This window comes from Pseudomonas sp. DWP3-1-3b3 (assembly GCF_049896305.1).
Classification (GTDB): Bacteria; Pseudomonadota; Gammaproteobacteria; order Pseudomonadales; family Pseudomonadaceae; genus Aquipseudomonas; species Aquipseudomonas azotoformans_A.
On record NZ_JAFCUA010000004.1, the window covers coordinates 122,911 to 137,022 of the forward strand.

Annotated in this window: 14 protein-coding genes; 7 read left to right on the top strand and 7 right to left on the bottom strand. The window is 63.0% G+C overall.

The genetic code is table 11. From position 1 onward, the window contains the following. Positions 1–13 precede the first annotated feature (13 nt). Both ACP7BX_RS13755 and ACP7BX_RS13760 read right to left on the bottom strand, forming a co-directional pair. Complete coding sequence (locus ACP7BX_RS13755; protein WP_426160910.1) at positions 14–1,042, bottom strand: AraC family transcriptional regulator; 1,029 nt, start codon at positions 1,040–1,042, stop codon at positions 14–16. After that, positions 1,039–2,169 (bottom strand): carbon-nitrogen hydrolase family protein, encoded by a 1,131-nt coding sequence (locus tag ACP7BX_RS13760; RefSeq protein WP_426160911.1) that lies wholly within the window; start codon positions 2,167–2,169, stop codon positions 1,039–1,041. Before ACP7BX_RS13760 ends, ACP7BX_RS13755 begins: the two co-directional genes overlap by 4 nt. Positions 2,170–2,380: 211 nt before the next feature. Between ACP7BX_RS13760 and ACP7BX_RS13765 the strand changes: the two genes are divergently transcribed. After that, positions 2,381–4,420, top strand: a complete 2,040-nt coding sequence (locus ACP7BX_RS13765) for an FAD-dependent oxidoreductase (protein WP_426160912.1) — start codon at positions 2,381–2,383, stop codon at positions 4,418–4,420. A gap of 57 nt (positions 4,421–4,477) precedes the next feature. Continuing rightward, positions 4,478–5,362: a 1-aminocyclopropane-1-carboxylate deaminase/D-cysteine desulfhydrase gene (locus ACP7BX_RS13770; protein WP_426160913.1), complete on the top strand. Its 885-nt coding sequence runs from the start codon at positions 4,478–4,480 to the stop codon at positions 5,360–5,362. Here ACP7BX_RS13770 and ACP7BX_RS13775 read toward each other — a convergent pair. From ACP7BX_RS13775 to ACP7BX_RS13785, 3 genes are all read right to left on the bottom strand, one after another. After that, positions 5,352–5,909: a cytochrome b gene (locus ACP7BX_RS13775; protein ID WP_016976132.1), complete on the bottom strand. Its 558-nt coding sequence runs from the start codon at positions 5,907–5,909 to the stop codon at positions 5,352–5,354. The genes ACP7BX_RS13770 and ACP7BX_RS13775 overlap by 11 nt on opposite strands. A gap of 114 nt (positions 5,910–6,023) precedes the next feature. Continuing rightward, on the bottom strand, positions 6,024–6,851 hold the full coding sequence (phnX, locus tag ACP7BX_RS13780) for a phosphonoacetaldehyde hydrolase (protein WP_178950843.1): 828 nt from the start codon (positions 6,849–6,851) through the stop codon (positions 6,024–6,026). Then, positions 6,848–7,969 (bottom strand): 2-aminoethylphosphonate--pyruvate transaminase, encoded by a 1,122-nt coding sequence (locus ACP7BX_RS13785; protein WP_426160914.1) that lies wholly within the window; start codon positions 7,967–7,969, stop codon positions 6,848–6,850. Before ACP7BX_RS13785 ends, phnX begins: the two co-directional genes overlap by 4 nt. A 110-nt stretch (positions 7,970–8,079) precedes the next feature. Between ACP7BX_RS13785 and ACP7BX_RS13790 the strand changes: the two genes are divergently transcribed. After that, entirely contained in the window at positions 8,080–8,937 is an 858-nt protein-coding gene (locus ACP7BX_RS13790; RefSeq protein WP_033903251.1) for a LysR substrate-binding domain-containing protein, read from the top strand. A 99-nt stretch (positions 8,938–9,036) separates the two neighbouring features. Then, the gene (locus tag ACP7BX_RS13795; RefSeq protein WP_016976136.1) at positions 9,037–9,744 is read left to right on the top strand and encodes a YebC/PmpR family DNA-binding transcriptional regulator; all 708 of its coding nucleotides are present in this window, start codon (positions 9,037–9,039) and stop codon (positions 9,742–9,744) included. 122 nt (positions 9,745–9,866) lie between these two features. Here ACP7BX_RS13795 and ACP7BX_RS13800 read toward each other — a convergent pair whose 3' ends face one another. After that, positions 9,867–11,168, bottom strand: a complete 1,302-nt coding sequence (locus ACP7BX_RS13800; protein ID WP_426161303.1) for a protein kinase — start codon at positions 11,166–11,168, stop codon at positions 9,867–9,869. Between the two features lie 39 nt (positions 11,169–11,207). Continuing rightward, positions 11,208–12,302, bottom strand: coding sequence for a cell division protein ZapE (gene zapE, locus ACP7BX_RS13805; protein ID WP_426160592.1), 1,095 nt, complete (start codon positions 12,300–12,302; stop codon positions 11,208–11,210). Positions 12,303–12,517: 215 nt separating this feature from the next. On the opposite strand from zapE, the gene ACP7BX_RS13810 reads away from it, so the two are divergent. The 3 genes from ACP7BX_RS13810 to ACP7BX_RS13820 are packed head-to-tail and all read left to right on the top strand — an operon-like array spanning position 12,518 to position 14,112. Further along, positions 12,518–13,015 (top strand): Csu type fimbrial protein, encoded by a 498-nt coding sequence (locus ACP7BX_RS13810; protein WP_426160617.1) that lies wholly within the window; start codon positions 12,518–12,520, stop codon positions 13,013–13,015. Continuing rightward, entirely contained in the window at positions 13,009–13,551 is a 543-nt protein-coding gene (locus ACP7BX_RS13815) for a Csu type fimbrial protein (RefSeq protein WP_038844070.1), read from the top strand. Before ACP7BX_RS13810 ends, ACP7BX_RS13815 begins: the two co-directional genes overlap by 7 nt. An 18-nt stretch (positions 13,552–13,569) precedes the next feature. Next, positions 13,570–14,112 (top strand): Csu type fimbrial protein, encoded by a 543-nt coding sequence (locus ACP7BX_RS13820; protein WP_025999725.1) that lies wholly within the window; start codon positions 13,570–13,572, stop codon positions 14,110–14,112.

Genomic DNA, 14,112 nt, shown 5'->3' on the forward strand with positions numbered 1-14,112 from the left:
TGTAATACCGACTTCAGGCGGAATGCCGCTGACTGCGGCGAAATTCCCCTGGGGTCTGGTTGTTCCATCGCCTGAAGGCCCGTTGAAACGCCTGGGCCGAGGCAAAACCGAGCAAGTAGGCGATCTCGCCGAACGCCAGTTCCGTATCGCGGATGTAGGTCATGGCCAGGTCGCGGCGGGTGTCATTGAGAATCGCACGGAACTGAGTGCCTTCGTCGGCCAGTTTGCGGCGCAGCGTCCAGGTGGGCAGCTTCAAGCGTGCCGCCACTTCTTCCAGGTCGGGTTCCCGGCCGCCATTGAGCATGGGCCCGAGCAACCGGGTGATGCGCTCGCGCAGGCTGCGGGTGCGAGTCAATTGCTCCAACTCTCTCTCACAAAGTTGTAACAACAGGTTCCAGGTGCTGGGGCAATGCTGTGGGTTGCGCAGGGCCAACGTCTGCTGGTTCAGGCGCAGTTGGTTGGCCTCGGCGCCGAAGTGGATGTCTCCCAGCACGCTGTACTGATCGCTGTATTCCGGTGCCTCGAACTCGATGTCGATGCGCTGTGCCTGCACCGGTTGCTGGGCCAGGCTCGACAGTTGATGCAGCCAGCCGGCGATGATCGAGTCCACCACAAAGCGGTTGTAGGCGTTGTAGGGGCTGATGGAATAGAACCGCAACCAGGCGCCTTCGGCATCTTCGGCAAAGCTCGACTGCCCGCGATAATTGGAGCCGTACAGCGCTTCAAAGCGAGTCAATGCGCGCGCCGCCTCGCGTACGTTGGGCGCTTGCGCGGCAGTGACGCCCGCCAGCCCGGCCTGGCTCAAACGGCTGCGCTGGCCCATGCGCAGGCCCAGGCCGGCGTCGCCGGTCAGTTGGATGGCGGCATGGCCCAGGCGCATATAGCGCGGGATCGACAACCGTGCACCCGCCTCAGCCAGACGCGCCGGGTCGAGGCCGTATTGCAGCAGCAGCGGTTGCGGGTCCAGGCCGTGGCTGTGAATGGCATCGGCCAGGGTGTGCACGAAGCCCACCGACAGATCACCCAGCCGTACGGGCTTCACAGCCAGATATTCAACAGGCGCGCGCCTCGGGCTTCGCCATCGGCGTTGACTTGCCCGTTGCTGCTGAGAAAACTGTGCCCGGCCGTGCCCAGGTCCCAGAACTGGCCCCGCAGGAACACACTCATGCCGGCGCTGGCCTGGCTGACCGGTGGCTGGCTGATCAGGGTCAGGCGACGCCAGGCTTCGCCCTCACTGAGTTCTTCGGGCTTGAGGCTGATTTCGGTCGGCGTGGACACGCTTTTGAAGCCGCGCCAAGGGCGGTCCCAGGTATCGCGGCCCAGCACAAAGGCCGGCACGGCGATCAACTGGGCGCCTTGTTCGTTGAGTTTGCGGTAGTTGTCCGGGTACCAGCTGTCGCTGCCCACCAGTACGCCCAGGCGGCCCGCCGGAGTGTCGACCACACTGACGACGTTTTCATCACCCGGCTCGATAAAGCCGCGCTCGTCATAGATCGGGTAGAGCTGGCGCTGCGGATCGCCGATCGGCAAGCCATCGGCGGCAAACACTACACTGGCGTTGTACAAGGCGCCATGGCCGACGCGCAGTTGGCCCTGGCTGACACTCGGGTTGGGCAGGGTGATGGAGCCGGCCACCAAGGTGACACCGAACTCCTTGGCCAGGCCACCGAACAGCACTTGATAGTCCCGCGCCATGCCGTCGGCTTTCATGCGCAGGTAGGCGTCGTCGGTGCGGTTGTCACCGGTGGCGCTGATCCAGGCGCGGGCGAACAGCAGCGGGTTGCTCACCGACAACCAATTCATCGCATCCTTGACGTGGAGAGCCTGATACACCTCGTTCTTTTCGCCCGTGAGCATCAGCCAGGTGCCGATGTGTTCCGGTAGCACCACGATGGTCTTGTCGTTGATCAGCCCCTGGTCGCGGGCTTTTTGCAGGTAGGCCGCGAGCTTCAAGTGCAGCCGTTCCAGGCTCTGGTAATCGGCGGGGAACAGCTCAGGCTGGATGCCCAGCAGGTTGCCTCGGTCGGCCGGCAGGCCTTCGTTGACGGCGAGGGTGATGCGCAGGTCCGACAGGTAATGCGCCACGGGGCGCTCCTGGGTCCAGACCAGATACGCGGCGACGGCGGCAACCAGGGCCATGGTGACGGTAAAAGCGAGAAGTTTACGCATGGGGCAACAGACAACAGACCGTGTGTAGGGTTCGCGACTAGGGTAGGGCCCATGAGCGGGCTTGCCAAGGGGCGCTGTGCATTTGGATCAATAACTTGTCAGTTTCAGTCATTGAGCCGTCGTCCACTGCCTCTTAGTCTGTGGGACATAAACCGATGCCAGGCCATTCGAGCCTGCCACGTCCCGTGATGATCCGTTGTGGAGCTTGACCATGACCGCTGCTGCCTACCCGCACCTGCTGGCCCCGTTGGACCTGGGTTTTACCACCTTGCGCAACCGTACCCTGATGGGCTCGATGCACACCGGCCTGGAAGAAAAACCCGGCGGTTTCGAACGCATGGCGGCCTACTTTGCCGAGCGCGCCCGTGGCGGCGTGGGCTTGATGGTCACCGGCGGTATCGGCCCGAATGATGAGGGCGGTGTTTACGCTGGCGCGGCCAAGCTGACCACCGACGAAGAAGCGCAGAAACACAAGATCGTGACCCAGGCCGTGCACGAGGCGGGCGGCAAGATCTGCATGCAGATCCTCCACGCCGGCCGCTATGCCTACAGCCCCAAGCAGGTCGCCCCGAGCGCGATCCAGGCGCCGATCAACCCGTTCAAGCCCAAGGAGCTGGACGAAGAGGGCATCGAAAAGCAGATCCAGGATTTCGTCACCTGCTCGTTGCTGGCCCAGGTGGCTGAGTACGACGGCGTAGAAATCATGGGCTCCGAAGGTTATTTCATTAACCAATTCCTTGCGGCCCACACCAACCACCGTACCGACCGTTGGGGTGGCAGCTACGAAAACCGTATGCGCCTGGCCGTGGACATCGTGCGCCGTGTGCGTGAGGCCGTGGGCCCGAACTTCATCATTATCTTCCGCCTGTCGATGCTCGACCTGGTGGAAGGTGGCAGCACCTGGGAAGAAATCGTGCAACTGGCCAAGGCTATCGAAGGTGCCGGCGCGACCATCATCAACACCGGGATCGGCTGGCACGAAGCACGCATCCCGACCATCGCGACCAAGGTGCCCCGTGGCGCGTTCAGCAAAGTCACCGCCAAGCTGCGCGGTGCGGTGCAGATTCCGCTGATCACCACCAACCGCATCAACACCCCGGAAATCGCCGAGCAGATTCTGGCAGAGGGCGATGCCGACATGGTCTCCATGGCACGGCCGTTCCTGGCTGACCCAGACTTCGTCAACAAGGCTGCCGCCGGGCGTGCCGATGAGATCAACACCTGCATCGGCTGCAACCAGGCCTGTCTGGACCATACCTTCGGCGGCAAGTTGACCGCCTGCCTGGTCAACCCTCGGGCGTGCTACGAGACTGAACTCAATTACCTGCCGGTCAAACAGATCAAGAAGATCGCCGTGGTCGGCGCCGGTCCTGCGGGCCTGGCGGCTGCCACGGTGGCGGCAGAGCGCGGTCATCAAGTGACCCTGTTCGATTCCGCCAGCGAAATCGGCGGCCAGTTCAACATTGCCAAGCGTGTGCCGGGCAAGGAAGAGTTTTTCGAAACCCTGCGCTACTTCAAGCGCAAATTGCAGACCACCCACGTCGAACTGTGCCTCGACACCCGCGTCGATGTGGCGCAACTCACGGCAGGTGGTTATGACGAGATCATCCTCGCCACCGGCATTGCGCCGCGTACCCCGGCGATTCCAGGCATCGACAATGCCAAGGTGTTGAGCTACCTGGATGTGATCCTGGAGCGCAAGCCAGTGGGCAAGCGCGTCGCGGTGATCGGTGCGGGCGGTATCGGGTTCGACGTCTCGGAATTCCTTGTGCACCAGGGCGTGTCCACCAGCCTGGACCGCGAAGCGTTCTGGAAGGAATGGGGCATCGACACCCAGCTGCAAGCCCGAGGCGGCGTGGCCGGGATCAAGGCCCAGGTGCATGCCCCGGCGCGTGAAGTGTTCCTGCTGCAGCGCAAGACCTCCAAGGTCGGCGACGGCCTGGGCAAGACCACCGGTTGGATCCACCGCACCGGCTTGAAGAACAAACAGGTACAGATGCTCAACAGCGTCGAATACCTGAAGATCGATGATGAAGGCCTGCACATCCGCATTGGCGCCGAAGGCGAACCCCAGGTGCTGGCGGTGGACAACATCGTCATCTGCGCCGGCCAGGACCCGCTGCGCGAATTGCAGGACGGCCTGGTCGCGGCCGGCCAGAACGTGCACCTGATCGGCGGCGCCGACGTGGCGGCCGAGCTGGACGCCAAGCGCGCCATCAACCAGGGCTCGCGCCTCGCCGCCGAGCTGTAAGGCCCGAAGCGGGGCGGTGTTAGACTACCGCCCCGTTTTTCATGCAGGTCCCTTCCGATGGGTCCCTTCGATTGGCTGCCCTACGCACCGCTTGAACCTTTGCGCCTGGATTGGCTGAGAGGCGTCGAGCTGGCCGTGTTGCGCCTGGACCGCATCGACCCGCTGATCAGCGGCAACAAGTGGTTCAAGCTCACCGGGCACTTGGCGCAGGCGCAAAACGCTCGCGGTATCATCAGCCTGGGCGGTGCCTACTCCAACCATCTGCATGCGTTGGCGGCGGCGGGCAAACGCTTCGGTTTTCCCACGGTTGGCCTGCTGCGCGGGCATCCTCAAGACACTCCCACAATCCACGACCTGAAAACCTTCGGCATGCAGCTGCATTGGCTGGGGTATGGCGGCTATCGTGCGCGGCATGAGCCGGATTTCTGGCTGCCGTGGCGCGAGCAATATCCCGATCTTCATCCCGTACCCGAAGGCGGGGGCGGGCTTGCGGGTGCGATTGGCTGTGGTGTGCTGGTCGAGCAGGCTCGCGCGCAGTTGCCCACACTGGGCTGGGCGGATTACGACGCGTGGTGGTTGGCGGCGGGTACGGGGACGACCTTGGCCGGTTTGGTGTTGGCAGAAGCGGGCGCGCACCCGGTGTATGGCGCCATGGCGGTGCCGGATGACCACGGCGTGGCACAGAACGTCGACGCCCTTGTGCAGGACGGCTATGAACTGCTGGACGCCAGCCGAGGTGGCTTCGCCAACGTCGACCCGGTGCTGCTCGACTTCATCGACGCCACGCAACAAGCCTGCGGCTTGCCCTTGGAGCCGCTCTACACCGGCAAGGCCTTACTCGCATTGAAGCAACAGATCGAGGCCGGGCGCTTCACCCCCGGTACTCGCCTGATCTTCGTCCACACCGGCGGCCTGCAGGGCAACCGGGGCTTCATGGGTTAGCGCGCTTGCCTGGCATCATGCGTAACGCCGTGTTGTCCCGCAGGATGTAGTGGTGGGCAATCCCCGCCAGCGCATGCAGCCCGATCAGCCAATAACCGACCTTGCCGAACCACACATGCCAGCCTTCGATCTCCTTGGCCAAGGCCTTGTTCTCGCCAATCAACGGCGGCAATTCCATCCCGTAGAACATCACCGAATGCCCCTCGGCACTGACGATCAGCCAACCGGCAATCGGCATGCCGATCATCAACGCGTAGAGCGCGACGTGCATCAGGGTCGCCAACAGGCTCTGCCATTGCGGCGGTGCCGGCACGATCTTCGGCGCCACCCCCAGGCTGCGTGCGAACAACCGCAACCACACCAGCACAAACACCGTGAGGCCGAACATAAAGTGCATCTCGACGATCAACGTCCGCGCACCGCTGCCTTTGGGAAACTGGCCGCGTAATTCAATGCAGGCGTAGACCACCGCCAGCAGCACCACCATCAACCAGTGCAACGCGATCGACATGGTGCTGTAACGTGTATCGGAGTTTTTCCACGGCATCGCTGGTTTCCTCACTCATCAGGGCAAACCTCCATTCTTTGGTGATGGAGTCCTTTAACTGTATGCCGGTTTTGAGCGGTTTGCCTGGCGTAAGTGCCGTGGTTTTGACCTCGGTCAGTGGCTCTGCGGCATTTCCCCACGGGCCAGCCGTGCGTTGATGTCGCTGATGACCGCGGGCAGGTCATTGAGGGTGTCGATCAGGTAGTGCGGGCGCGAGCCTTCGAACATCGCCTCGATGCGTTGGCGCTCGCTGGCCAGGGTCGCGGCGTCCAAGGCGCGGAACTGTTCGTAGGTCAGGCCCAGCGCATTGCCGGAGCAGGTCAGGGCCACGGTCCACATGCCGGCGCGACGGCCTTCGAGGATACCCGGCACGGTGTCGTCGACCTTCACACACGCCGCCACATCATCGATACCCAGCGCGATCACGTTGGCCAGGGCCTGGGCCGGCCAGGGGCGACCGTTGGGCACTTCATCGGTGGCGACCACGTGGTCGGCGATGTAGCCATTGGTGGCAGCCAGGGCGACGACCTTATCCATGACTTGCTTGGGGTAGCCGGAGCAGGAGCCGATCTTAATGCCTTGCACACGCAGCCGGGCAATGGTGTCGAGGGCGCCGGGGATCAGGGCCGAGTGTTCGGCGATCTTCTCGATCTGCAACGGCATGAAGCGCTGGTAGATGGCGGTAACGTCGTCATCGGTGGGCGTGCGGCCAAAGGCCTTGCGGTAGCGTTCGGCAACCTGCGGTTGGTCGCAAAGGGTGCGGATGTGGTCCCACTTGCCCATGCCCATCGGGCCACGGGCTTCTTCGATGGAGACTTGCACGTCGAACTCGGCAAAGGCCTCGACAAAGATCTGCGTCGGCGCGAAGGAGCCGAAATCGACCACGGTGCCGGCCCAGTCGAGGATCACCGCTTGCAGGGTGTTGGGGTTCTGATAGTTCATGCGTGTGCTCCAGAAGAAGAAAGGGTGATGCCCATGGCGTGCAGTACGTCGGCGATGGCGGTGACGGCGGCGTGCATGTCGGCTGCATCCACATGCCCGATGCAGCCCACGCGGAAGGTTTCCACTTGGGTCAACTTGCCCGGATACAGGATGAAGCCCTTGGCCTTGACCCGTTCGTAGAAGTCCTTGAACTGGTAGCGCGGGTCGTGTGGGGCGTGGAAGGTGACGATGATCGGCGCCTGGATTTGCGCCGGCAGGAAGCTGCGCAGGCCCAATTCGGCCATGCCGTCGAGCAGTGCCTGGCAGTTGCGTGCATAGCGTTGATGGCGGGCGGGCAAGCCGCCTTCCTCGGCGTATTGCAGCAGCGCTTCGTGCAGGGCCGCCACCACATGGGTCGGCGGAGTGAAGCGCCATTGGCCGGTCTTGGCCATGTAGGCGTGCTGGTCGAAGAGGTCCATCGCCAGGGAGTGGCAATTGCCTTGGGCTGCAGCCAGTGCTTGTTTATCGGTGAAGACAAAACCCATTCCCGGCACGCCTTCCAGGCACTTGCCTGACGCGGCGATCAGCGCATCGAACGGCACGTCGCGGGCATCGATCGGCAGCGCACCAAAGGAACTCATGGCATCGATGATCAGGCGCTTGCCGTGGGTTTTCACGACCTGGGCGATCTCGGCCAGGGGGTTGAGGATGCCGGTGCTGGTTTCGCAGTGGATCAGCGCGACGTGGGTGATGGTCCGGTCGGCTTGCAGCAGGCGGTCCACGTCGGCGGCGGTGGTGGGTTGGTCCTCGGCGGTTTCAAAGGTGCTGAACTCGCGGCCGAGCACTTCACAGATTTTCGCCAGGCGCTTGCCGTAGGCGCCGTTGACCAACACCAACACCTTGCCGTTGCGCGGCACCAGGGTGCCGATGGCGGCTTCGACGGCGAAGGTGCCGCTGCCTTGCAACGGCACGCAGTGATGGCTGGCCGCGCCGTCGATGATTGCCAGCAACTGTTCACAGACGCTGGCGGTGAGCTGGTTGAAGCGGTCGTCCCATGAGCCCCAGTCCACCATCATGGCCTGGCGGGTGCGGGTGGAGGTGGTCAGCGGGCCGGGCGTGAGCAGGATGGGCGTCGTCATTATTAGTCCTCGCGAAGCATCGGATGAATCTACGGCGCCTAAATTGCAGTTTGGCTTGTCATCAATCAAATTGTTTGTTGTTATGCGAGCTATCAGTGAGGCCGATAGCTATGAACCTGTTTCAACTGCGTGCATTCGATGCCGTGGCCCGCGAGGGCAGTTTTACCCGTGCGGCGGCGCGGCTGTTCATCAGCCAGCCGGCGGTGACCGGGCATATCAAGGCGCTGGAAGAGCACTACCAGATCCCGTTGCTGCGTCGCACCGCCAGGCGCGTGGAATTGACGGAGGAGGGCGCGCGGTTGGCGGCGATCACCCGGGCCATCTTCGGCCTGGTGGACGAAGCGCAGACGATGCTGGAGGCCAATCGCCAATTGCTCACCGGGCGCCTGGAAGTCGCGGCCGACGGCCCGCACCTGGTGATGCCGATGATCGCCAGCCTGCGCGCGCGCTACCCCGGCATCACTGTCAATCTGCGCTTGGGCAATGCCCAGGAAACCTTGGCGGCGCTGTTGTCTGAGCATGCGGATGTGGCGGTGCTCACCGAGGTGGAGCCGCGCAACGGCCTGCATCTGCAACCCTTGAACGAATCGCGGATTTGCGCGCTGGTGCCGGCCAGTCACCCGTGGGCGGCGCTGCCCGAAGGTATCCGCCTGGAGCAGCTCAACGAGGTGATCATGGTGCTGCGCGAGCCGAGTTCCATCACCCGGCGTACGTTCGATGACGCCTGTGCCGCAACTGGCGTACAGCCCAAGGTGCTGCTGGAACTGGACAGCCGTGAAGCGGTGACCGAAGCCGTCGCCGCTGAGTTGGGCGTAGGCGTGGTGTCGTCCATGGAGGTCAGTCCGGACCCGCGCGTGCGTGCGGTGCCGGTCCAGGGCGATGGGCTGGTGAACCGGCACATGCTCGGCTGCATGGAGCGGCGCCGCTCGCTGCGTCTGATTCAGGCGTTTTTCGAGTTGGCGCCCTGACGGTTTTTTGGTGGAACGTTGCGTTTTTGCGCTATAAACTCTGCCCCCAAAGCGCCGGCCAGTAGACGTTTGGGCGCGATGGACAACAGAGAGTGAGTCATGGGCGCACAGTGGAAAGTCAAACATAAAGAAGCGGCAGCCAATGCCAAGGGCAAGATCTTCGGCAAGCTGGTGAAAGAAATCACCATCGCCGCCCGCAACGGCGCCGACACCTCCACCAACGCCCACCTGCGTCTGGTGGTGGAACAGGCCAAAAAGGCCTCGATGCCCAAGGAAACCCTGGACCGCGCCATCAAGAAAGGCGCCGGTCTGCTCGGCGAAACCGTGCAATACCACCGCGTCACCTACGAAGGCTTCGCGCCGCACCAGGTGCCGCTGATCGTCGAGTGCGTGACCGACAACATCAACCGTACCGTGGCGGAAATCCGCGTGGCCTTCCGCAAGGGCCAGCTGGGCGCTTCCGGCTCCGTGGCCTGGGACTTCAACCACGTCGGCCTGATCGAAGCCTCGCCGGACAGCCCGGACGCCGATCCGGAAATGGCTGCCATCGAAGCCGGTGCCCAGGATTTCGAAGAGGGTGAAGAAGAAGGCACTACCCTGTTCATCACCGAGACCACCGACCTCGACGCCGTACAAAAAGCCTTGCCGGAGCAGGGTTTCACCGTGCTGTCGGCCAAGCTGGGCTACCTCTCGAAAAACCCGGTGAGCGGTTTGAGCGATGAGCAGATGGCCGAGGTTGAAGCCTTCCTCGAAGGCTTGGACAACCATGATGACGTGCAGGATATGTTTGTCGGGTTGGCGGGCTGATTTTTAGCAGGATACATGTGATCTAAGTGTGGGAGCGGGCTTGCTCGCGAATGCGGTGTATCAGTCAATCAATATGTTGACTGACTCTGCGCATTCGCGAGCAAGCCCGCTCCCACATTGGTTTAGTGGTGTTGTATAGAGCCCAGGATGGTTTCGATTTCCTCGAACCCCGGCCGCGCCAACACATCGGGGTGACAGCAGCGTATTTGCAGCGCGACCAGCTCGTCACTGACCTGTTCATCAACCCGCTCCAACAACTCCCCCAGCAATACCCCAAACGCTCGCACTTCAATCCGCTGCAACGCCCTGGTTTCCAGGCTATCCGCCGTGGCATGGAACGACGCCGCGCCGAAATCTCCCAGCAAACAGTCGCCGGCTGCATTCCACAGGATATTGTGGCCATACAGGTCGCCATGGGTGATGCCGTGCCGGTGCAGGTGCGCGGCGACCGACGCGATACCTCGCGCCATGCGCAGTGCCACTTCCAGGCTGAAGCGCGTACCCGGTTCATAGATGTCGCGGGTGCACGACGCCAGGCTCGGCAGGGCCGCGAGGTTGCGGTAGCTCGGGTCGATCAGGTCCATGACCAGTGCAGCCTGCTCATCCGGGTGGCCGACCACGCGGCCCTCTACCTTGATCAGGTTGGGGTGCAGCCCGGCGGCGATGCAGGCCTGCATTTCATGCAGCGGCGAGCCATCGCTGGTGATGCTGCCTTTATAGAGTTTGACCGCAACCGGCTGGCCTGACGGTTTCCACAGGGCTTTGCGGATCACGCCGGAAGCGCCTTCGCCGAGGACTTCGGCCAGTTCCAGTTCGGACCAGGGAATATTCGGCGTGGCGTCATCGGTCGTTACGTCCACGGCCATTTCCACGGGGTTACCGGCATAGGCCAGCCAGGTCAGGCTCGGCAGTGCCAGCAGCCAATCCGGCAATTGGGTGAAGCGGTTGGAGGCGATGCGCAGCAATTCGAGATTGTGGCAGTTGGCCAGACTTACCGGCAGGTGCGCCAGTTGGTTGCCGGCCAGCATCAGTTTTTGCAGGAGTGGTCGCTTGCCCAGTTCGTCGGGCAACTGGCTGATGCGGTTATCGGTCAGGATCAACCAGCGCAACAACGGCGGCAACGCGGCGGCGGGTACATGACTGATCTGGTTGGCCTTGAAGCCGATCATGCTCAGCTTGGCGCATTGGCCAAGGCTTGTCGGCAACTCGGTGAACCGGTTGTCCGAGCAGAACAGCACGCGCAGGTGGGGCAGGCGGTGCAAGTCGTCGGGCAGTTGGCTCAGGGCGTTACCGCTGAGGTTGAGGATCTCCAGGGAGTCGGCCAGTTCGAAGATTTCCCGAGGGAATTCAGTCAGCCCGCAGGACAGGTCCAGGCGGGTGATACCGGCCAATTGGCCGGCCTTGAGTTGGGCGAGGGTATGCATGAACGGCGCGGTCACTCGGCTAGAAGGCGTAAATGACGCTCATGATACCGGTTCGTGCGCGGGTTGCGGGTCAGCCTGTTGCAATTGTCCCAGACGGCTGGCGGTGCGGGCGAGGTCGATAGCCTGGCCGCCCAGGGCAATCGCGAGGGGCTGCTCGCCGATCAGGATCAGGTGCTTGTCGCGGTCGTAGAGCACATCCACCAGGTTGATGAAGCGTTGCTGCACGGCGATCGGGCAATCCGCCAGTTGCGGCAGGCCGTCGATGATCCAGTGGTCGTAGTCCTGGCACAGCAGCAGGTAGTCCATGACTGCGGTCAACTGCTCGCAAAGATCGCTGAAGGTGAAGGCGATGGAGCGGCCTGCGCGGTGACGGCAGATCAACGTCCGATTGCCGACGGCCAGGGGTTGGGGCGGGCAGTCGGCAGCGGGAAGATCCAAGGCTTCGCGCTGGTGCGCAGTCCCCGGCCAAACGTACTGACCGCTGGTAAAGCGTTGTGCGCTTTGGGCTTGAGGCAGGCTGCGAAAATCCTGGGGCGAACTGACTTCCAGCACCTCCATGCGTGCATCGATCAGGTCGATCACCGGTTTGAAGCGCTCGTGGTACAGCGGGTTGGGCAGCAGTCCCTGCGGTGCATAGTTGGACGTCACCAGCACCAGCACACCGCGCTCGAACAGGGCCTTGAACAGGCGTGTGATCAGCATGGCATCGCCGATGTCGTGGACGTGAAACTCGTCAAAACACAGCACTCGGCAATCCGTCAGCAGTTCATCGAGAGTCACGGCCAGCGCATCGTCCTGCTCACGATGCGTGAACATGCCGCGATGCAGTTGGGCGAAAAAGTCATGGAAGTGCACGCGCTGCTTCTCGGCCATTGGTAGCGCCTGGAAGAACCCGTCCAGCAACCAGCTTTTGCCGCGTCCCACCGGCCCATGCAGGTACAGGCTCCGGGTGGGCTGGCCGGCGAGCAGGAGGCGGGTTTCTCGGGCCAGGGCAGCGATGGCTCGGGTTTGCCCGGCGCTGAGGGTATACCCCTGTTGCTCGGCTTTTTGCTGGAAGAACGCGGGGATGGGTGAGGCGTCGAGGGCGTCGGTTTTCTTACCGAGCAGGCGACGGATCAGGGAAAACGCGGCCAATGCAAGTCACTCTGTGTTTCGGTGGTTGCCCACTTTAGGGCGACGGCTGCGTTTTGACCAATAGAGAAGGGCGCTGCATGCCATCTCGAAAAGGCATGTCACGGTTGTAAACCTGCCCAGACTGGCAGTTTCTCGCTGAGTGACTAACCTCCTACACAGCAGTCACCCCTGTACAAGGATTTGGGGCAGTGAAGGGACGAGCAGTATTGGCAGTCATGGGCGCGATGCTCTGCAGCACGGCTTTAGGTGCACAACTCCAGGTGGAGGTGCGTATCGACGTGCAGCGGGGCTGCCAGCTGGTGGGCACCACCCGCAGCGCTGGCATCGAGCAACTTGGCGTATTGGATTTCGGCAGCGGCGCGCGTCTGGATGACCCGGCCGGGCCCCTGAGTGCGGCACTGATCAGCCAGCGCCAGCCGCGCCTGGAGTGCAACCCCGACACGCCGTACCAGGTGCGTGTGGATGGCGGCCTGCACGGCGGCACCGGTGAAGTGCGCTACCTCAGCGCCACCCCTTCGATCAAACCCATTCCCTATCGTATTTATGCCGACGCCGCGCGGCGCGTGCCGTTGCCGGTGGATGTGCCGATCAGTGGTCGCGTGCCGGACGCAGGCTTCGTTGATCTGCCGCTGTATGGCCGCATCGAGCCGCTCAAGGACATCCCCGCCGTCGGCCGCTACACCGACCTGCTCAAGGTCACGGTCACATGGTAAGCCGCTATCTGGCCGTTGTGGCCATGGGTGGCCTGCTGGTGCTGGCGGATGACGCGCAGGCGGCTGTCGCGACCGGGTTTATCCAGGCGCGGCTGGTGATCACCGCCAGTTGCGAAGTGAGCAAAGGCGTCGAGAGCGCGCCGGTCAACCCCACGGGCGGTACGGCGATGCTCGACTTCGGCAGCCAGGGCCCGACCTGGAACAACACGCTGGGCGCAGGCGTCACCGATGGCGAAAAAGCGCCGTTGGCGGTGTCGTGCAACCCGTCCGTCTCGAGCTTTACCGTGACTATCGACGGCGGCACCAATGGCGATGGCACCACGCGGCGCCTGAGTAATGGGCGTCAGATGATTCCGTATCGGCTGTCCGCCGATCCCCAGGGCCGCAGCACCTACAGCATCGGGCAGCAACGCAATTTTGTCGTGGCCAAGGGCACCCAGATACCGATCCCGGTGTTTGGCTCCGTGGTGGCAAATACCAGTGCCTTACCGGCAGGGATCTACACCGACACGTTGACGGTGACACTGGACTGGTAACTCAAGAGGATGAACACCATGCATGTACTTGTTTCGCGATTAGGCGCTTGTGCGTTGGGGCTGGCGATGGCTTCCAACCTCAACGCGGCAACCACGGTCACCGGGCAGATCACCTCAAGCCTGATATTGATCGCCAGTTGCCAAGTCAACGGTTCCGGCGCAGCGACCGGGCTGAACTTCGGTAGCTTGAACTTCGGCACCACCAACAGTCTGTTCACCAACGCCGATGCCCAGTTGCTCGGCGGTACTGGCACCGGTGGCGCGTTATCGATCCTGTGTTCCAGCGGCACCACGCCAGCGGTCAAGGTGCGCGCGGGTGCGCATGACGGTGCCTCTCCCGGTGGCAGCCGTGCATTGGCCGACGGTGCGGGCAACTTCGTGCCCTACGACTTCTACACCGACAGCGGTCACTCCGCGCTGCTGGCAATCGACGGCGTGATCACCCTCGCCACCAGTACCGGCGTGGCGCAGACCGTGAACCTCTACGGTCGGGCGGTGGGCAAGGCGGGGCTGCCAGCCGGCACCTACACCGACACCGTGGCCGTGGAACTGACGTTCTAG